The sequence below is a fragment of the Rahnella selenatireducens genome (assembly GCF_046449555.1).
Classification (GTDB): Bacteria; Pseudomonadota; Gammaproteobacteria; order Enterobacterales; family Enterobacteriaceae; genus Rahnella; species Rahnella selenatireducens.
On the sequence record NZ_JBKEZJ010000003.1, the window covers coordinates 268,089 to 286,765 of the forward strand.

At 54.3% G+C, this 18,677-nt stretch carries 17 protein-coding genes; 7 read left to right on the top strand and 10 right to left on the bottom strand.

Annotated features, from left to right (window positions below):
* Nucleotides 1–9: 9 nt before the first annotated feature.
* On the bottom strand, nt 10–237 hold the full coding sequence (locus ACLBVC_RS06955; protein WP_104921319.1) for a YejL family protein: 228 nt from the start codon (nt 235–237) through the stop codon (nt 10–12).
* Between the two features lie 222 nt (nt 238–459).
* Between ACLBVC_RS06955 and yejK the strand changes: the two genes are divergently transcribed.
* A complete protein-coding gene (gene yejK, locus ACLBVC_RS06960) occupies nt 460–1,461 on the top strand; it encodes a nucleoid-associated protein YejK (RefSeq protein ID WP_410149024.1) in 1,002 nt (333 codons plus the stop codon).
* Nucleotides 1,462–1,719: 258 nt separating this feature from the next.
* Here the strand turns inward: yejK and rplY are convergent, their stop codons facing one another.
* Together rplY and ACLBVC_RS06970 are read right to left on the bottom strand one after the other, a co-directional pair.
* A complete protein-coding gene (rplY, locus tag ACLBVC_RS06965) occupies nt 1,720–2,010 on the bottom strand; it encodes a 50S ribosomal protein L25 (RefSeq protein ID WP_410149025.1) in 291 nt (96 codons plus the stop codon).
* 148 nt (nt 2,011–2,158) lie between these two features.
* Complete coding sequence (locus ACLBVC_RS06970; protein ID WP_410149026.1) at nt 2,159–3,922, bottom strand: DEAD/DEAH box helicase; 1,764 nt, start codon at nt 3,920–3,922, stop codon at nt 2,159–2,161.
* A 389-nt stretch (nt 3,923–4,311) separates the two neighbouring features.
* Between ACLBVC_RS06970 and rsuA the strand changes: the two genes are divergently transcribed.
* Together rsuA and ACLBVC_RS06980 are read left to right on the top strand one after the other, a co-directional pair.
* Nucleotides 4,312–5,019, top strand: coding sequence for a 16S rRNA pseudouridine(516) synthase RsuA (rsuA, locus tag ACLBVC_RS06975; protein WP_410149027.1), 708 nt, complete (start codon nt 4,312–4,314; stop codon nt 5,017–5,019).
* A 28-nt stretch (nt 5,020–5,047) separates the two neighbouring features.
* Nucleotides 5,048–6,259 (top strand): Bcr/CflA family multidrug efflux MFS transporter, encoded by a 1,212-nt coding sequence (locus tag ACLBVC_RS06980; RefSeq protein ID WP_218520799.1) that lies wholly within the window; start codon nt 5,048–5,050, stop codon nt 6,257–6,259.
* Here ACLBVC_RS06980 and fucR read toward each other — a convergent pair.
* Entirely contained in the window at nt 6,234–6,986 is a 753-nt protein-coding gene (fucR, locus tag ACLBVC_RS06985) for an L-fucose operon activator (RefSeq protein WP_410149028.1), read from the bottom strand. The two genes, ACLBVC_RS06980 and fucR, sit on opposite strands and share 26 nt — an antisense overlap.
* A gap of 227 nt (nt 6,987–7,213) precedes the next feature.
* Here fucR and ACLBVC_RS06990 point away from each other — a divergent pair, with 227 nt between their 5' ends.
* Nucleotides 7,214–7,867: an L-fuculose-phosphate aldolase gene (locus ACLBVC_RS06990; protein ID WP_410149029.1), complete on the top strand. Its 654-nt coding sequence runs from the start codon at nt 7,214–7,216 to the stop codon at nt 7,865–7,867.
* Nucleotides 7,868–7,923: 56 nt separating this feature from the next.
* Here ACLBVC_RS06990 and ACLBVC_RS06995 read toward each other — a convergent pair whose 3' ends face one another.
* Together ACLBVC_RS06995 and ACLBVC_RS07000 are read right to left on the bottom strand one after the other, a co-directional pair.
* A complete protein-coding gene (locus ACLBVC_RS06995) occupies nt 7,924–9,279 on the bottom strand; it encodes an MFS transporter (RefSeq protein ID WP_410149030.1) in 1,356 nt (451 codons plus the stop codon).
* Between the two features lie 175 nt (nt 9,280–9,454).
* Nucleotides 9,455–10,438, bottom strand: coding sequence for a LacI family DNA-binding transcriptional regulator (locus ACLBVC_RS07000; RefSeq protein WP_410149031.1), 984 nt, complete (start codon nt 10,436–10,438; stop codon nt 9,455–9,457).
* A 208-nt stretch (nt 10,439–10,646) separates the two neighbouring features.
* Here ACLBVC_RS07000 and idnO point away from each other — a divergent pair, with 208 nt between their 5' ends.
* Entirely contained in the window at nt 10,647–11,411 is a 765-nt protein-coding gene (gene idnO, locus ACLBVC_RS07005) for a gluconate 5-dehydrogenase (RefSeq protein ID WP_410149032.1), read from the top strand.
* A gap of 137 nt (nt 11,412–11,548) precedes the next feature.
* Nucleotides 11,549–12,292 carry an SDR family oxidoreductase gene (locus ACLBVC_RS07010; RefSeq protein WP_410149033.1) on the top strand — a complete coding sequence of 248 codons (744 nt, stop codon included), beginning with the start codon at nt 11,549–11,551 and terminating at the stop codon, nt 12,290–12,292.
* A gap of 59 nt (nt 12,293–12,351) precedes the next feature.
* On the opposite strand, the gene ACLBVC_RS07015 is transcribed toward ACLBVC_RS07010, so the two are convergent.
* From ACLBVC_RS07015 to ACLBVC_RS07025, 3 genes are read right to left on the bottom strand one after another with little or no spacing between them, the layout of a single operon-like run.
* Entirely contained in the window at nt 12,352–13,755 is a 1,404-nt protein-coding gene (locus ACLBVC_RS07015; protein ID WP_410149034.1) for a c-type cytochrome, read from the bottom strand.
* Nucleotides 13,752–15,407 carry a GMC family oxidoreductase gene (locus ACLBVC_RS07020; protein ID WP_152324322.1) on the bottom strand — a complete coding sequence of 552 codons (1,656 nt, stop codon included), beginning with the start codon at nt 15,405–15,407 and terminating at the stop codon, nt 13,752–13,754. The genes ACLBVC_RS07015 and ACLBVC_RS07020 overlap by 4 nt, the downstream gene beginning before the upstream one ends.
* Nucleotides 15,407–16,021: a sorbitol dehydrogenase family protein gene (locus ACLBVC_RS07025; RefSeq protein WP_410149035.1), complete on the bottom strand. Its 615-nt coding sequence runs from the start codon at nt 16,019–16,021 to the stop codon at nt 15,407–15,409. Before ACLBVC_RS07025 ends, ACLBVC_RS07020 begins: the two co-directional genes overlap by 1 nt.
* 680 nt (nt 16,022–16,701) lie before the next feature.
* Here ACLBVC_RS07025 and ACLBVC_RS07030 point away from each other — a divergent pair.
* On the top strand, nt 16,702–17,046 hold the full coding sequence (locus tag ACLBVC_RS07030) for a YejG family protein (protein ID WP_015689537.1): 345 nt from the start codon (nt 16,702–16,704) through the stop codon (nt 17,044–17,046).
* 17 nt (nt 17,047–17,063) lie between these two features.
* Here the strand turns inward: ACLBVC_RS07030 and yejF are convergent, their stop codons facing one another.
* On the bottom strand, nt 17,064–18,677 hold the full coding sequence (gene yejF, locus ACLBVC_RS07035) for a microcin C ABC transporter ATP-binding protein YejF (RefSeq protein ID WP_410149036.1): 1,614 nt from the start codon (nt 18,675–18,677) through the stop codon (nt 17,064–17,066).

The window sequence follows — 18,677 nt, forward strand, 5'->3', positions numbered from 1 at the left end:
GTGAGTGAATTAATGGGCTTTATCTTCTCTTATCGACGCTTGCAAAGCTTTAGCAAAAGATTGGGACAATGCTTTGCGCTGTGCAGGAGCGACGCTGGTGTTAATAAGGTTTGTCACCATATTGCCCAAAACCATCAAAGAAAGGTCGGTCGGGGCGCGGTGTTTTTCCAGAACAGTCGCCAGCTCGGAAAGGATCTGTTCAACGTGTTCGTCACTGTAACGGGATGATTGTGCCATAGAGTAATGTGCTTCTTGATCTGACAAAGTCCAATATCTTAGCCGATCACGCCACCACTTTCCGCATTTTTATAACGGGGGTTGTGTCGGGGTAGCGATCGCATCTATGAATCAGTATTTCAGGGGCTGGAACAGGTTGCGGCTTTGGCGCTTCGGTGTTTGAATACGCCCCGCAGGCAAACCCTTCTTACACGGCTGCAATTCTTACAGGAGAAAGTCCCCATGAGTCTGGATATTGAGCAGATCGCTCTGCACCAGTTGAATAAACGTGATGAGCAAACGCTGGATGTTGTGCTGCGCGATACGCTTTTGACGCCGAATGCCGCCGTTGAAGAAATGATGGCTGAGCTGCATCGTGTTTACAGTGCGAAAAGCAAAGCGTACGGCCTGTTCAACGAAGACAGCGAACTGGCGGTGTCACTGCGCAGTTGCCGCAAAGGCGACGACGATTTCCTGTCATTCAGCCGTGCTGCGACCGGGCGTCTTCGCGATGAGCTGGCAAAATATCCGTTCGCAGAGGGCGGCGTGGTGCTGTTTTGCCATTACCGTTTCCTGGCCGTGGAATATTTACTGGTTGCCGTGCTTAACAGCCGCAGCAGCATGCGTGTCAATGAACAGCTGGACGTCAGCAGCATCCATTATCTGGATATCAACCACGCCGATATCGTGGCGCGTATCGATCTGACCGAGTGGGAAACCAATCCTGAATCCACACGCTACCTGACGTTCCTGAAAGGCCGCGTCGGGCGCAAAGTGTCGGATTTTTTCATGGATTTCCTGGGCGCTGCCGTGGGTCTGGATACCAAAGCGCAAAACCGTGGCTTATTGCAGGCGGTTGACGATTTCTGTACTGAAGCACAGCTCGATAAAAACGAGCGTCAGAACTATCGCCAGCAGGTTTATACCTACTGCAACGAGCAGTTGCAGGCCGGTGAAGAAATTGCGCTGGATGATTTATCTGAAGAGTTGCCACCGTGGAATGACAAAAAATTCAAAGAGTTTACGCAGGAACAGGGTTATCAGCTCGAAGAAACGTTCCCAGCCGATCGTGGTACATTGCGACAGCTCACCAAGTTTGCCGGCAGCGGCGGCGGAATTAGCATTAACTTCGATGCGATGCTGATGGGCGAGCGTATTTTCTGGGATCCGGCGACCGATACGCTGACCATTAAAGGTACGCCACCGAACCTGCGGGATCAGTTACAGCGTAAAGCGGGCAAATAAATACCCGAAAATGGCGCGATCCACTTCCTCCCCTGCTAAGGGGAGGGGTTGGGTGGGGGATTAAAGCAGAATCATTACGTTAAGTTTGCTTTAACGGGGTGTTTGCCCTTAAACCCCCTTCTCGGCCTCCCCCTTCGCAGGGGGAGGAGCAGGAAACTGGTGAATCGCAGACAATAAAAAACGCCGCCTATATTGCTATGGCGGCGTTTTTTATTTGTTCTCGCACGGCGTCCCGATGCGCAACAACTCAGTCAGCGATTAAACGCGAACGAAGTCGATGTGAGCCAGTTTTGGCTTGAACGGGTGACGCTGTACAGCCTGAACTTTAACTTTGGTTTCTTTACCGTCGATAACCAGAGTAATAACTTCAGAGTAGAACTCCGCTTTAACTTCCATGTTCTTCACAGAATCATGGTCCAGTTTGATAGAAACTGGAGCAGCTGAGCCACCGTAAACGATAGCTGGGAATTTGTTTTCTGTACGCAGGCGGCGGCTCGCACCTTTGCCCTGCTCGTCCTGTGGACGTACTTCTACATTGATAGTGAACATGTATATTTCTCTATATAAGAACTGTTTGTTTTAAAACAAGAGCCCGCCACCTGCGACCGAGTGACGAGTTGAGTACTGCAGCCTTCGCATGGCGAAAGCGGGCGGTATGATACCGGATAATGGGTAGGACTAAAAGACCTATTGTTTATTACCCGCGCAGTTCATTTGCCCGCCGGTAACGCCCTTCATAATCGAACATCTTCTCCCGCACCTGCCAGAACTGGCCTTTCATCCGCGCGACAACAAAATCCGGATAACGCAGTAAAACCTGCTGCGCCACGATATCTGAGGCGCTATTCCATTCCAGCGGCACGCCCGGCGCGCGCTGATGCGGACGCAGGAAGTTATGCAAAAACGCCATCCGCTGGGCGGGTGTTTGCAGGCGGAAACGCTCGGAAACGTCCGCGCCGTCCTCATCGTAATAAGTAATTTTCAGCCATTCGCCTTTGTCGTCGCGCCCGTGTTCAAGATTCATGCCGCCGCAGCGCAAGACCAGCGCATCTTTCAGGCGCAGCGCGGCTTTCAGCATATCGTCCGGGTCGACCAGAATTTCCTGACACTGATGGCAGCGCCGCGCCGCAATATCGTTTTCCGCGCCGCAGTGCGGGCAACTTTTGAAGCGGAAACGGAAATCACACTGCTCGCGGTTGCCGTCGTCATCTTCCAGCACGCCCTGACAGCGGCGGCCAAAATGTTCGATGACTGTGCCGTCTTCGGTGGTTTTTCCCCAGAATATATTGGCAAAACCGCATGCCGGGCAAAAAACCTGCACCGGTTTATTGTCGCCCGCCGGTTTGTGACTGCCCACTTCCGGCGTAAACAGGTCATGCGGATTGCCGGCGTAATCGAGGATCAGGCAATCCGTTTTGCCCGGCGACAGACGCAGCCCGCGCCCGACAATTTGCTGATAAAGGCTGACGGATTCGGTGGGGCGCAAAATGGCAATCAGATCCACATGCGGCGCGTCAAAGCCGGTGGTCAGCACCGAGACGTTCACCAGATAGCGCAGTTTCTGCTGCTTAAAGGCCGTGATCAGCCGGTCGCGTTCGACTGCGTGGGTTTGTGCGCTGATCAGCGCCGCTTCGCCTTTGGGCAGCAAACCGAAAATTTCACCGGCGTGTTCCACCGTTGAAGCAAAAATCATCACACCTTTGCGGTCGTGCGCGAACTCAATAATCTGGCTGATGATGTGCGGTGTGATGCGTTTTTGCTGACGCAACTCATCGTTAAGATCTGCCTCGCTGAACAGCCCGTTGCTGTTGGCCTGTAACCGGCTGAAATCGTAGCTGACGACCGGCATATCGAGCCGTTCCGGCGGCACCAGAAAGCCGTTTTTAATCATGTAGCGCAGCGGCAGTTCATAAATACAATCGCGGAACAGGCTGTTGGAATCGCCGCGCACAATGCCCTGATGGTGATACTGATAAATCCAGCCTTTGCCCAGACGATAGGGCGTTGCCGTCAGTCCGAGCAGCCGCAGACGCGGGTTTTGCGCTTTAAGATGGCCGATAATTTGCTGATACTGGCTGTTATCGTCGTCGGAAATTCGGTGGCACTCGTCGACAATCAGCAGGGAAAACTCACCGCTGAATTCTGCCAGATTAGGCGCGACGGACTGCACGCTGCCGAACACCACTTTGCCGCGGCTTTGTTTGAGATTCAGGCCCGCCGCGAAGATATCCGCATCCAGCCCGTAAGAAAGGTATTTACTGTGATTCTGCGCGACCAGTTCTTTGACGTGCGCCAGAACCAGCACGCGCCCGCGCGCCACCCTTGCCAGCTCTGCAATCACCAGGCTTTTTCCGGCACCGGTAGGCAATACGATCACCGCCGGTTCATCGTGCTGGCGGAAATGACGCAGCGTGGCGTCAACGGCATCCTGCTGATAGGGACGAAGGGTAAAAGCGGTCACGGGGAGAATCACCTCAGACTGACTTATTAAAAAGCCTGTTATTTACGATCACTGTTAATAACGATTACTGTTAATAACTACAGTGGTGAAGTATGCCAAGAAATCCTCTTCATGGCGATCTGCAATCAAATCACCTGCCGTGAATGTTTAGCCTGCTTATTTTTCCTCTTCCTCCTAGGATGCGCCGCCAAGCACGGCTATACTCTTCCGCTCAATGCGGCAGTGAATTTGCCCCCTCGAAGTAATCATCACTCGTTGCAGCTATACGAACTGAAAGTATTACGAATCGAACAACCCTGAACCCTGTCAGTTGCCCTGTTGCAGCGGCGGGGTCTTGTGTTTTATCAGTAACGCGATCACTCAGATCGCCATGAAGGCAAGACTATCCAATGCGTCTGGACAAGTTTCTATCTCAGCAATTAGGTGTAAGCCGTGCGCTCGTTTTACGTGAGCTGCGCAACAAACGTGTCACCGTTGACGGCGAAATCGTCAAAACCGGCTCGATGAAAATCAGCCCTGAACAGCGCGTCGAGTTTGACGGCAATGTGCTGGATCTCATCACCGGCCCGCGTTATTTCATGCTTAACAAACCGCAGGGTTACGTGTGTTCCACCGATGACCCGGATCATCCGACCGTGCTGTACTTCCTCGAAGAGCCGGTGGCCTACAAGCTGCATGCCGCAGGGCGTCTGGATATCGACACCACCGGTCTGGTGTTAATGACCGATGACGGCCAGTGGTCGCACCGCATCACTTCGCCGCGCCATCATTGCGAGAAAACCTATCTGGTGACGCTCGAAAATACGCTGGCTGACGATACCGCCGCGCAGTTTGAAGCGGGCGTGCAGCTGCACAATGAAGATTCCCTGACCAAACCGGCGAAACTTGAGCAAATCGAAGAAAACCTCGTGCGTCTGACCATCAGTGAAGGCCGTTACCATCAGGTGAAACGCATGTTTGCGGCGGTCGGTAACCGCGTGGTCGCGCTGCACCGTGAGCGGATCGGTGAAATTGTGATGGATGAAGATTTAGAACCGGGCCAGTACCGGCCTTTGACTGAGCAGGAAATTGCCAGCGTTGGCGTTCCCTCGCGCTAGTTTTTTCTGTTAACTGGAGCAGCTGAAAGTGCAAGAAAAACCGGTATCCCACATCGGACTGATTTTCATCCTGGGATTGATATCGATGCTGATGCCTTTGGCTATCGATATGTATCTGCCAAGCATGCCCGTTATCGCCGAGGAATATGGTGTGGCGGCGGGCAGCGTGCAAATGACCCTCAGCGCGTATGTGCTGGGTTTTGCGATAGGGCAGCTGTTTTACGGACCGATGGCCGACAGCCTCGGGCGTAAGCCGGTTATCTTCTGGGGCGTACTGATCTTTGCTGTGGCGGCCGGAGCCTGTGCGCTCGCGCAGTCCGTCGAACAGCTGGTGTGGATGCGTTTCTTGCACGGTTTAGCAGCGGCAGCGGCCAGTGTGGTCATTAACGCGCTGATGCGCGACATGTTCACCAAAGACGAATTCTCGCGAATGATGTCTTTTGTGGTGCTGGTGATGACCGTTGCGCCGCTGCTCGCGCCAATGCTCGGCGGTTTGCTGATGGCGATTTTCAGCTGGCACGCGATTTTCTGGGCGATGGCGATTGCGGCGTTGATCGCCGCCACGCTGGTGGGCGTTTACATCAAGGAAACGCTGCCGAAAGAGCGGCGGCAAAAATTCCATCTGCGCACCACCGTTGGCAATTTCGTTTCCCTGTTCCGCCACAAGCGTGTGCTGAGCTACATGCTGGCGAGCGGTTTTTCATTCGCCGGAATGTTCTCTTTCCTCAGCGCCGGACCGTTCGTTTACATCGAACTCAATCACGTTTCGCCGCAGCATTTCGGTTTCTACTTTGCGCTGAACATCGTGGCGCTGGTGATCCTGACGCTGATTAACAGCCGCAACGTGCGCCGTGCTGGCGCGGTGAAGATGTTCCGTTTCGGCCTGTTTGTTCAACTGACGATGGGCATCTGGCTGCTGGTGGTCTGTGCGTTCGGGCTACCGTTCTGGGCGATGGTGATTGGCGTGGCGGGCTATGTCGGCGTGATTGCGATGGTGACCTCCAACGCGATGGCAGTCATCATGGATGACTTCCCGCACATGGCGGGCACTGCGGCCTCTCTGGCCGGAACGATTCGTTTTGGTACCGGCGCGGCCATTGGTTCCGTGCTTTCGCTGTTTACCGCCAAAAGTGCCTGGCCGATGGTCGGTTCGATGGCGTTTTGCGTCATTGCCGCTACGTTACTGTATCTCTACGCCAGCCGTCCGGCTAAAGTCACGGCGCAGGCGCTGGCCGACTAAGGTTTCCGCTTTCCTGCTCTGCGTCACTCAGGTCGGAAATGACCTGAGTGACGTCGTTAAGATGCCCAATTTGCACTTCACTGGTCCGGTTCAGTTTACTTTTATCAAGCAATAAAAGGCTTTGCGCCGCGCGCCGGAGCAGCGCTATTTTGTATTCCGCATTGCTGTCGTTGGAATCCCAGATTGCGCCAGCGGCGTCAACCGCCTCGCAGGAAAACAGAAACAGATCGATTTCCAGCGTTTTCAGCTGTGAGAACAGCGCCGGATTAACGTAACAGTCGTATTTGCGCAGAAGCCGGCCGCCGGAGCTGATGAGCTGAATATTCTGGCGTTTGGACAGTTCCCGGCATACGCGGGCGCTGTTGGTAAATACGGTGATTCCGATATCCGGCAGCTGCCGCGCCAGCGACCAGCAGGTCGAGCTGGCATCCAGCGCAATCACCATTCCTTCATCAATCCACGACAGCGCCTGACGGGCAATGTCCGCTTTACGGCTCTGATGGCTCTTTTGCCGGGCACGGAAAGAATCCCCGCTGTCCTGCGTTTCCCGTTTAACGATCTTCGCCCCGCCGTGGCGGCGGATCAGCTGACTCTGCGTTTGTAATTGCTGCAAATCGCGGCGGATGGTTTCCTTACTGACCTGCAAATGGCTGGCCAGATTTTCAGTGCTCTGGCTGCCCGTTTCACGGATCAGTTGCAGGATGGCCTGGTGACGCACAGCTTTCATTTTTTATTCTTCTCCCGGCAACGACGGCAATCCCGATTGACCGTTTTTAACATTTTGCGCTGAAACGGACACGCCAATGCGTGGCGGTTTGCGCGGATCGCTCCCTGAATGCGGGATAATCTGAAGTCAGTCACATTTTTATCGCCCGGCCACCGGTCAGCGCCGCCTGCGTTACAAAATAAGGTGACAGAAACCAACGAACGCAGACCAAAACCGACGGGGCAAGCATGAAAAGAGAACAGCTGGCTGAACAAATTATAGAAACCTGCCTGCAAATGACGCGCATGGGGCTGAATCAGGGAACGTCCGGCAATGTCAGCGTGCGTTACGGTGACGGAATGCTGATTACTCCAACTGGGATCCCTTATGAGGAGCTGACGCCACGGCAAATCGTCGAGGTCAGCGATGATGGCAGACACGATCCGGTCAAAACACCGTCCAGCGAATGGCGTTTCCATCAGGCCATTTATCGTGCACGGCCCGACGCACAGGCCGTTGTTCACAACCATGCGGTGCATTGCACGGCGGTTTCGATTCTTAACCGGCCCATTCCGGCCATTCATTACATGATTGCGGCGACCGGCAGCACGCTGATCCCGTGCGCGCCGTACGCGATTTTCGGGTCACAGGCGTTGTCTGACCATACGGAAGCAGCGATCAGACAATCCAAAGCGATTCTTCTGCAACATCATGGAATGATTGCCTGCGGCAGTAATTTGCAGAAAGCGCTGTGGCTGGCGCAGGAAGTTGAGGTGCTGGCGAGGCTTTATCTGTTGCTGTTGCCGGTGACGCCGGAAGTGCCGGTTCTGTCCGATGAAGCGATGGAAGCCGTGCTGAACAAATTCCATCACTACGGAATTATCACGCGGGAAGAAGCCTGAAGGCTGGAATAAAAATGCCCGTCAGACCATGACGGGCATCAGCGGATCAAAAGTACTCAGTTCACGCCCTGGGTTTCCATTTGCTGAAGTTTGCGGGCTTTCTTGGCGCGGGCATATTCATCCGCCATTGCCTTGGCTTTTGCGCCCGGAATCAGCGCCATATCGCACTCTTTCGGTAACAGCGTGGTGACCAGTGCGGCAATCAGCAGGGATGCGACCAGCGCATAAATCGCCGTGCTCTGGCCGTACAGGCTGACTAACACGCCGACCAGATACGGGCCGCAGAAACCTCCGAGATTTCCCAGACCGTTAATCACACCGCGTGCGCTGCCTGCCACTTCTGGTGTGGTGACTTTGCCCGGAATGGTCCAGAAGGCGCTGGTCGCGGCTTGCAGGAAGAAGCCGGCACCGACCAGAAAACCGTAGGCCGCCATAATATTGTGACCAAACGCCACGGACGCGGCCAGACAGGCGGCGAAACCGCACAACGGCAGGGCGATAAACATGCGGCGTTTGCCGGTTTTATCGGACAGCACGGACATCGCCAAAATCCCCAGCATGGTGCCGACGTAAGGGATAATCGCCAGCATGCCGACTGAACTCATGTCGCCGCCGGTGAGGTTTTTCAGGATAGTCGGCAGCCACAGCGTGTAGCCGTAAATCCCGGTCTGGTAGAAGAAGTTAATGACGATCAGTTTGACGATAGATTTATTGCGAAAGACCTCTTTGAGCGGCGCGTTATTGACCGGTGCCAGCGCCCGCAGTGCTTCGCGTTCACGGTTTAATTCGGTAACCAGATAATCGCGTTCGCGCTCAGACAGCCATTTCGCTTCTTCCGGACGGTCGCTGATGGTGAACCACCAGAACAGCATCACCACGAAAGATAATGCCCCTTCGATGATGAACAACCAGCGCCAGTCGAGCGTATCCAGGATCAGGCCGGACAGCGGCGCGGTGATCATTCCGCCGAGCGGCGCGAACATCAGCACATACGCATTGGCGCGGCCACGTTCTTTATCCGGGAACCAGTTGCTGACCATTGTCAGCACGACCGGCAACATCCCGCCTTCCGCCACACCGAGCGCAAAACGCAGGAACAGCAGCTGATACTGGTTAGTGATAAAGCCGGTCAGAATGGAAATCACCGCCCACGCAATCAGCGAGCAGGCGATGAATTTACGGCCGCTGCCGTGTACCGCCAGGCTTCCGCCGGGCACTTGTAAAAACAGATAACCGATGAAGAAGATACCGGCAGCCAGACCGGCCATTGATGCAGTGATGCCTAATTCGGCATCCATTCCGCCGGGCATGGCAAAACTAATATTGACCCTGTCCATGAAAGAAATAATACAGGCGATAAGTATTGGGGCTATTACACGTAACCAGCGGGCCTTAGGAATTTTATTATTCATCGTCTTTCCTCTGTGTGCTTGTATCCGGCGATGACCTAATAAAAGCATTTTGAGGAAAGTATTTCGTGACAGGAGTCACGTTGAATTATGTTAAGAAAAGGTGTTACCTGCAACGTGATCCTGCACCGCAGTTGGCGTGCAGGACGAAAGGAGGGAAATTGCAGAAAATGGCACGTTAAATCGTGCCGCCGAGGGAAATCCGGTAGTGCAAATCGACACGCTCAATGGTTGGCAGGTTTTTGATTTTTTTGAGCAATATCTCGGCGACAACCTTGCCCATTTCGAAGCGCGGCGTGATAACACTGGCGAGCAGTGGCGTGGTCGCCAGCCCGATATCCAGTCCGTGAAAACCGGAAATCGCCATGTCCTGCGGGACGCGGATGCCTATCTTTACACATTCCTGTAACACACCGACGGCAATATCGTCGTTGGTACACAAAATTGCATTGGTGTGCGGATACACCTGGCGTGCCATCGATAACATTCCGGCACCGATAGACACTGATGAAACCTTATTCGGCGTGATATGCACCGGCGTCAGCCCGCGTTCAGTCATTGCCCGGCTGTAGCCCTGATAGCGTTTCTGGTCACGCGCGTCTGACATCGAACCGAAATACACCACATGCTCTTTGCCGCTGGCGAGCAGCGTATTCGCCATGTCATATCCGGCCTGCTGATTATCAAAACCTACCGCAATACGGCCATTCTGATCGTCGAGATCCATCACCTGCGCAACCGGAATTTCAGCCGCATTCAGATACTTATCGGCTTTGAGCGTGTGCACGGAATCCGTGAGGATCAGCCCCGCCAGCTGATAACCGAGCAGGTTGATGATGTGCTCTTCTTCGCGGTCTTTGCTGTATTCGTAATTCACCACCAGCGTCTGGTAGCCCTGCGCGGACGTCACGGACTCAATACCGGCCAGCAAATCGGAGAAAATCTGATTGTTAAAAGAGGGCACCAGAATGCCGATGCGTGGCGCTTTGGCCGGTCCGCGGGCTTCTTCCAGCGGAAAACCGACTTCTTCCATGACTTTGGTAATACGCTCGCGGGTTTCCAGAGAGACTTTTTCCGGCGTGCGCAGAAAACGGCTGACCGTCATCTTGGTCACATCCGCCAGTTGGGCGATGTCCTGTAATGTCACGCGCTGGTTTCTCATGCGGGTTTTCCCTGATCATTTCCCTAAAAGATACCTGATTATTGAAACAGAAAGCGCCGGAGATTGTTATCAAAATGATGACGATCACATCGGGAGTAACAGGGTTTTTTAACATTCTTCAAAGTGATCTGCATCACAGTTTGGCCGCCGGTAAACCGTTGTAGTGGGGCTAACTTTTCATAAGCAGCTTTTTAATAAGGCCAACGTCATGACAAATCTCTTCTCCCTGGATAATAAAAAGATTCTGGTCACAGGTTCCACGCGCGGTCTGGGTTTCCTGCTGGCGAAAGGGCTGGCGCAGCACGGGGCGGAAATTATCGTCAATGGCACGCAGCAGGAATCAACCCAGAAGGCCGCTGAGGCGCTGCGTGCAGAAGGGTTTATCGCACATGCCGTATCCTTTGATGTCACGGACAGCAAGGCGGTGAATCAGGCGATTGACCATATCGAAAAGGTCATCGGCCCGATTGATGTGCTGGTGAATAACGCGGGGATCCAGCGTCGCCACAAATTTACCGATTTCCCGGAAAAAGACTGGGACGACGTGATTGCGGTGAATCAGAAGTCTGTTTTCCTGGTGTCGCAGGCGGTTGCGCGTTACATGATCCAGCGCGAGCGCGGCAAGATTATCAATATCGGTTCGATGCAAAGCGAGCTGGGCCGCGACACCATTACGCCATACGCCGCCTCCAAAGGTGCCGTGAAAATGCTGACGCGCGGGATGTGTGTTGAACTGGCACGCTACAATATTCAGGTGAACGGTATTGCGCCGGGCTATTTCAAAACCGATATGACGCAGGCGCTGGTCGATAACAAAGAGTTCTCCGAATGGTTGTGCAAGCGCACGCCAGCCGCGCGCTGGGGTAACCCGGAAGAGCTGGTCGGCGGCGCGGTTTATCTTTCATCGAAAGCGTCAGACTTCGTTAACGGGCATCTGTTATTTATCGATGGCGGCATGCTGGCCGCAGTTTGATCCCCGTCATTCTTCAGGCAGCCTCTTCGTTGGCTGCGTTCGTTCACCCCGGTCACTTAGTGATCTAAGCTCCCGGGGATTCACTCATTTGCCGCCTTGATGCAACCCGAATGAATTAGGGGATGGGAAAGAAAATTATGAGCAAAATCGCACTGGTCACCGGCGGTGGCAGCGGCATAGGGCTGAGCGCCGCGAAGTCGCTGGCGGGTATTGGGTTTACGGTGATTCTGGCGGGGCGTAATACGGAAAAGCTGGCGCAGGCCGTGGCACAGGTTGCACCGGGACAAGCGGTGGCGCGTCAGCTGGACGTGACCAGCCCGCAGTCGGTCGCCGCGCTGTTTGCCGATATTCAGGAAACCTACGGACGGCTGGATTTACTGTTCAATAACGCCGGAAACAACGTGAAAGAGGTGCCCATCGAAGAACTTGCGGTGGAAGACTGGCTTTCGGTGATCAACACCAATCTGACCGGCGCATTCTTGTGTACGCAGGCGGCGGTCAGACTGATGAAACAGCAGTCTCCGCAGGGCGGTCGTATTATCAATAACGGCTCGGTTTCGGCGCAGTCGCCGCGTCCGAATTCCGCGCCTTACACCGCCAGCAAGCATGCAATAACCGGTCTGACCAAATCAACGGCACTTGATGGCCGCGCATTTAATATCGCGTGCGGGCAAATTGATGTCGGTAACGCCGCCACGGATATGGGCAATAAAGCGCTGGCTGGCAGAATGCAGGCCGACGGGCATATTGCCGAGGAGCCGGTTATTGCGGTGGATCGCGTCGGTGAAGCCGTGGCTTTTATGGCCGGATTGCCGTTGGGCACCAACGTTCTGACCATGACGGTGATGGCCAGCGCCATGCCGCTGGTCGGGCGGGGGTAACGCTTTTCGTATTCAAAAAACGGCCCAAATCGGGCCGTTTTGCATTTCATCTTTCGTGATTATGCTTTTCTGACTTTACGCTTTCTGCCGAGCCAGAAAATCAGCACCAGCAGAATGATCACGCCGATGACCATCGCCGGCGCCATGAACGGTTGCAGTTTCGCCAGAAGTGTCACCGGGCCGCCTGCGCGTAATACCGCCACATCCTGCGCGCTGACCTGAACGCCCGCGTTGCCGTAGTTTTTCAGCACATAGTTGGAGATATCCGCAATCTGCTGATCGTCGAGCTGACCGACATACGAACCCACGCCAAATTTCGGCATCAGAACATGATGATCCCCCACCTGACGGTCGACGCCGTAAAGAATGGCAGAGATCAGGTTCGACGCATTCCCGAGGCCGGTCGCGGTGTTGTTAAACAGCGACGGATACGCCTGATTCTTGCTGCCTGAGCCGTCCGGCTGGTGGCAACTGGCGCAATATCCGCTGAACAATGCCGCGCCGTTATCGATAGTTTTGTTCGCGTTGAACGGATGTGTGCCGCGCAGGCCGTCTTCCACATTCACCGGCTTACCGAAGGTATCTGCCGCCTGTGTATCGCGTGGATCGCGAACCGGCGTGCTGTTTTTCAGGTAGAAGGCAATCGCGTTCAGATCGGCGTCAGACATGTATTGCAGACTGTTTTGCACCGCTTCCGCCATACCGCCCGCGGCCTGATTTTTCCCGGCGGTCCGGCCTGTTTTCAGGTATTCCACCAGCTGAGCCTGCGACCAGTTGCCAATGCCGCTGACCGGATCAGAACTGATGTTCGGCGCGTACCACGGGCCGACCATGCCGCCCGCCAGCGGTTTATCCGTCACCGAACCCATCATCAGGTTACGCGGCGTATGGCACGTGTCGCAGTGCCCGGCACCGTTCACCAGATACGCACCCCGGTTCCATTGCTCACTTTTGGTCGGATCCGGCTTAAACGGCGAGCTGTCGAGATACATCAGGTTCCAGCCCGCCATCGCAATACGCATGTTGAACGGGAACGGCAGGGTGGTTTCGGTATTAGGCTGTTCGACCGGCTTCACACCCTGCTGGAAGTAGACATACAGCGCGTGCATATCGGCATCGCTCATATGGCTGTAAGAGGTGTAAGGCATGGCCGGATAGAGATTTGCACCGTCCGGACGCACACCTTCGCGCACCGCGCGGGTGAACTGTTCTTCGGTGTAATTCCCGACACCAAACTGCTTCGACGGCGTGATGTTGGTGGTGTAAATCGTGCCCATCGGCGAATGGATTTCATATCCGCCCGCGAACGGTTTTCCACCCTCAGGTGCCGTATGGCAGGCCTGACAGTCTGCAGCCGTCGCGACTTCCTGGCCCTGACGGACGAGTTCAGCCTGATTGTCTTGTGCAACGGCAAAACCACTGAGGGACGCACTTAACAGGCAGGCGGTGAGAAGTTTTTTCATGCTGCACCTGCCAGTTTTTTCGACATGTCGTCTGCGGCTTTCAGCGCCAATGCGGCCATGGTCAGCGTACTGTTCACCACGCTGGAAGACGGGATCGCGCCGCCGCCCGGCAACCACAGGTTGGCGTGATCGTGAGTCCGACAATCGCCGTTCACCACGGAATCCTTCGGATCGTTGCCCATAATCGTGCCGCCCATGATGTGGTTGTTGGCGTTCAGGCTGGTGGTAATGTTGAATTCTTCCGCCATAAACAGCGAGCCGATGTGCTCAAGTTGTTTATGCGCCGCTTCCGCGCCTTTACGCACGTAATCGCCGACGTCGTAATGAATGTCCGGGCACGGTAAACCGTGCGGATCTTTACGGGTTTTGCTCAGCGTAAGGCGGTTATCCGGGTCCGGCAACGGCTCCAGGCTGATGGACAAGTCCACGCCGAAGATAGAACGGCGGCGGATTTCTTCGTCCAGCTCCTGACCCACCAGCCCCATCTGCAACGCTTTGGACGTTGCCGGGATCACGCGGCTGATATTGTTGAGGATCATTTTGTTGGCGGAATAATCTTTGCGGAAATCACCGTCGCGCGGGCCGACCAGACAGCTGCTCTGCGCCGGGCCACGGCCAATCCACAGCGGCTCTTTAGCGATGAACGTACAGTGGAAACCGGAGTGATCCATCATGTTACGGCCCACGTGATCGGAGGAGTTAGCGATGCCGTTCGGGTTTTTGTCGTTGGCCGCCATCAGCAGCAGACGCGGAGTCTCGATGCCGTTACAGGCCAGCGCGAACACTTTGCCGGTCGCTTTGTGGGATTTTTTCTGGTTATCCAGCCAGTGAACCGCCGTCACATTGTTATTTTCGTCGGTATCAATCTTGTAAACCACGGCCTCGGCCAGCACTACGGCACCTTTGTTTTCGGCGCGTTCGACGTGCGCGATACCGTTGTACATCGCACCAATCGGGCAGATTGGCTGGCAGTTGTTATTGCCGCAACAGGTCGGGCGGCCGTTCCACGGACGGGTGCTGCGCCCTTGCGGAATTGGGACCGAGCGGTAACCGTGCGGGTTCACAATCTCGGCAAAACGCGTATCGCCATAGCCGTAAGGAACCTGTTCCATCGGGTATGGCTTGCTGCGCTCGGAAGGGGATTGCAGCTCTGGATCGTTCGGGCCAGCAACGCCGATTTCTTCTTCTGCGCGGCAGTAATAAGGTTCGAGTTCGTCATACGAAATCGGCCAGTCGCGGCCCACGCCGTACAGCGTTTTCATTTTGAAATCGTTCGGGACGTGACGCCAGCACGACGCTGCCCAATGCCAGGTTGTGCCGCCGACGGTGCGCAGATAGCCTTGTTTGAAACTGCCCGCACTGGGACCAGTCAGATGAACGTAGTTATTTTCCGGGAAATACAGCGGAGCAGGGGCGTTTTCGGACTGCGGATACAGCCCCTGAAAATCAGAACCTGCGCGGTTTTCGAACGGCATGTTGCGCCAGTTTTCGACGGCCTGCGCACGTTCGATGCGTAAACCGGCTTCCAGCACCAGAACGGAATAACCTTCGCTGACCAGCTGATCGGCAATCATGCCGCCCACGACGCCGGAACCGACAACAATCACATCAGCAGACGCATCGCCGTCTGCGGTAAATACGGGTTTTTTCATCAGGCTTTGCTCACATCAGATTCAGAAGTACGGGTAAAACGATCGGCGTTCATGGACTCAGGCATCGCGGCATCAGGCGGCGCGGCGGTGAAGTACAGCGGTCCGTTACCGCAGTAGGTCGGCACAATCAGGCCGTCGCTCACCGGGCGATACATCAGCGCATCTTTATAAGAAATTAAAATGGAATCGGTTCCATGCCCGACCGTGCCGGTGTACCAGGCAGTGACGATACTCGTCACCAGTTCGCCCAGACCGTTCTGCTGCGCGGCTTTCTGCAAATCTTTCGCAGCCTGCCCCGGTTTAACCAGTGCATGCAGTTTGCTGACCTGAGCCGGGAAGTCAGGTTGGGAGCGGAAGAAGGCATTGAAAATCTGGGCAGAAGTTCCTTCACTGATATTTTTATGCTCGGTGATGGCCTGTGATACCAGATAGAACTGACCGAAGATGACCGGTGACTGCGTGGCTGTTTCTTTCTCCGCTTGGCTCAGGAAGGGAAAGCCGAGAAGGGTCGTTGCGACCATCGCGGAAGTCAGCCCTTTCAGCAGTTCGCGACGACTGAAACCGGTTCCATTTTCGGTTTTATTGCTTGCCATGATTGAAGGATCGTTTTCCATCTCATTTCTCGCTGGGATTGGGTGTGAGCTAAATAACTCAGGATTTGCTTATCTGATTCTTATTATATGTCGCTAATGTCGAGACTTATCAGCAGGTTGATGATGCCCTGTAGTCTCTGCGATAGGGTATACCAGTAATAACGATGCGGATGATAAGCCAAAGAAGAAGAAATTGTGCAAACAAATTGTGCGGATTTATTAACATTAGATCCAGATTTTAACGTATGATGCGACGCCGTGAATTTTGTAACCAACTGGTTCGTTTCAAGTTGAAATTAACACCATGAAACGGAGTGTGAAAAGTCAGGATTGATTTTAACTGTCTGATTTTATGCTTTTTATTCACGTTTATCCGATGGTTGATAGCATTGATTTGTGTATTAAATGTAAATAAAAATGCAATGAAAAGTAGCGCCATTTGATTAAAATGGTTGTGAATCAAGACGGAAAAGGTTACAAATAAGCCAAAATGAGATCTGCCTCTCAGATTCATCGTGAGCAGACATAACAATAGCTGGGTCTGTAAGCTTGCGCTGGAATGACGTTAATTTAATGTTAATTATTTGAGCGAGAAGTGGGCAAAGCAAAGTCTGTCGGCTATAACTTAATCAGTGCAGTTGTAGCTATTTTGTAAAAATATCGTGAAGATGATTGGTTAACATCATTGTCTGGGGAACCACGTGAATAATATCCAACTTTCGGTAGTACATCGTTTGCCGCAAAGTTATCGCTGGTTGTCAGGTTTTGCCGGTATCAAAGTTGAACCGATTCCGCTGCCTGGTAACGATGAAGATAACAATCTGATCGGCCTGAAACTGCTGAGCCATGAGGGCGAATTCGCCTGGCAGGTGATGCACCAGTTAACTGATGCCTTAGAAGATATTCAGGTTAAAGCGGCGATTGTTGAAATCGACGGTGAGCCGTGTTTATTCGTCCATCGTGAAGATGAAAGCGCGACCCTTTGTTGCCTGAAAAATATCGGCGCGGCGATCGCGGAATCTGTCACCGCACTTTATCCATTCTGAACCGCCTGATAACAACGTCAGGCGATTTGCTCCTGCGAATCGAACGCATCTGACGCACTCAGTAATTCACGGGTGTAAGCCTGCTGCGGCGCGGTAAAAATCTGCTCGCAATCTCCCTGTTCGACCACTTCCCCGTTCCTGAGCACCAAAAGCTGGTGACACAAAGACCGGACGACATGCAAATCATGGCTGATAAATAGATAAGTCAGGCCGTGGCGTTGCTGAAGTTCGCTCAGGATCGCCAGAATCTGCGCCTGTACCGATTTATCCAGAGACGATGTCGGTTCATCCAGAATCAACATTTCAGGCTGTAAAATCAGGGCGCGGGCGATAGCAATCCGCTGGCGCTGTCCGCCGGAGAATTCCGTCGGATAACGGTGACGGCTCTGGGGATCCAGTCCGACTTCCTGCATCGCCCGTATCATTTCCTGTTCGCGCTGCTGCGCACTCACTTTCCGGTGAACCCGTAAACCTTCCGCAATAATCTGCTCCACGGTAAACCGCGGGTTCAGCGCAGAGAAAGGGTCCTGAAACACGACCTGTATCCGGCTGCGGAATGGCAGCATTTGCTTGCGCGAAAACGTGTGCAGCGGCTGGCCGTCAAACCAGATTTCCCCCTGAGATTTCATCAGGCGTAAAAGCGCCAGCCCGGTCGTGCTCTTTCCTGAACCTGATTCGCCCACCACGCCCAGACTTTCGCCACGCCGCAGCTGAAAACTCACCTGATTAACGGCGTGTTTAACGCCGACGGTCCGCCGTAACAAACCTCGTTTAATCGCGAAACCCACATCGAGATTTTTCACGTCCAGCAAAACTGCAGGCTCCCCTTTCAGCGGCTGCGGACGCCCCTGCGGTTCGGCCTGCAACAGGTGCTGCGTGTAAGGATGCTGAGGCTGGCTGAAAAGGGTGGCACGCGGCTGCTGCTCGACCAGACGTCCTTGTTGCATCACGGCAACGTTATCCGCCAGACGCCGCACGATACGCAGGTTATGAGTAATAAACAGCATCGCCATGCCCATTTCCTGCTTCAGTTCGTCGAGCAGGGACAAAATCTGCGCCTGAACGGAAACGTCCAGCGCGGTAGTCGGTTCATCGGCAATCAGCAGTTTCGGTTTTGTCAGCACCGCCATCGCAATCATGACGCGCTGGCGTTCGCCACCGGAAAGCTGATGTGGGAAATCCCGCAGACGGGAAGCAGCCTGACGGATACCCACACGATCCAGGCCGTTTAGGATCTCACTCCGCGCCGCATCACCCCGCAGACCACGATGCAGCGTCAGCACTTCGGTCAGCTGCTTTTCAAGCGTATGCAGCGGGTTCAGTGAAACCATCGGTTCCTGAAAAATCATCGAAATCTGGTTACCGCGAATTTGGCGCAGGGCCGTGCCATCGGCCTTGAGCAGCGACCGGCCTTCAAAGAGAATATCCCCTCGCGGATAGGTGGCGACAGAAGGCAGCAGGCGCAACACGGACAGCGCGGTCACACTTTTGCCGGAACCGGATTCACCCACCAGCGCCAGCGTTTCGCCCGCATGAATATGCAGGGAGACATCGCTGACCACTTCGCGCTGCTGATTTCCCTGAAGGAAAGCCACGCTCAGGTTGCGGATTTGCAATAAAGAGTCCGTCAT

Bases quoted from the DNA above. Each gene is read 5' to 3' on its own strand.
- ACLBVC_RS06955 (WP_104921319.1), bottom strand. From the start codon at position 237: ATGGCACAATCATCCCGTTACAGTGACGAACACGTTGAACAGATCCTT.
- yejK (WP_410149024.1), top strand. From the start codon at position 460: ATGAGTCTGGATATTGAGCAGATCGCTCTGCACCAGTTGAATAAACGT.
- rplY (WP_410149025.1), bottom strand. From the start codon at position 2,010: ATGTTCACTATCAATGTAGAAGTACGTCCACAGGACGAGCAGGGCAAA.
- rsuA (WP_410149027.1), top strand. From the start codon at position 4,312: ATGCGTCTGGACAAGTTTCTATCTCAGCAATTAGGTGTAAGCCGTGCG.
- fucR (WP_410149028.1), bottom strand. From the start codon at position 6,986: ATGAAAGCTGTGCGTCACCAGGCCATCCTGCAACTGATCCGTGAAACG.
- ACLBVC_RS06990 (WP_410149029.1), top strand. From the start codon at position 7,214: ATGAAAAGAGAACAGCTGGCTGAACAAATTATAGAAACCTGCCTGCAA.
- ACLBVC_RS06995 (WP_410149030.1), bottom strand. From the start codon at position 9,279: ATGAATAATAAAATTCCTAAGGCCCGCTGGTTACGTGTAATAGCCCCA.
- ACLBVC_RS07000 (WP_410149031.1), bottom strand. From the start codon at position 10,438: ATGAGAAACCAGCGCGTGACATTACAGGACATCGCCCAACTGGCGGAT.
- idnO (WP_410149032.1), top strand. From the start codon at position 10,647: ATGACAAATCTCTTCTCCCTGGATAATAAAAAGATTCTGGTCACAGGT.
- ACLBVC_RS07010 (WP_410149033.1), top strand. From the start codon at position 11,549: ATGAGCAAAATCGCACTGGTCACCGGCGGTGGCAGCGGCATAGGGCTG.
- ACLBVC_RS07015 (WP_410149034.1), bottom strand. From the start codon at position 13,755: ATGAAAAAACTTCTCACCGCCTGCCTGTTAAGTGCGTCCCTCAGTGGT.
- ACLBVC_RS07020 (WP_152324322.1), bottom strand. From the start codon at position 15,407: ATGAAAAAACCCGTATTTACCGCAGACGGCGATGCGTCTGCTGATGTG.
- ACLBVC_RS07025 (WP_410149035.1), bottom strand. From the start codon at position 16,021: ATGGAAAACGATCCTTCAATCATGGCAAGCAATAAAACCGAAAATGGA.
- yejF (WP_410149036.1), bottom strand. From the start codon at position 18,677: ATGACGGACTCTTTATTGCAAATCCGCAACCTGAGCGTGGCTTTCCTT.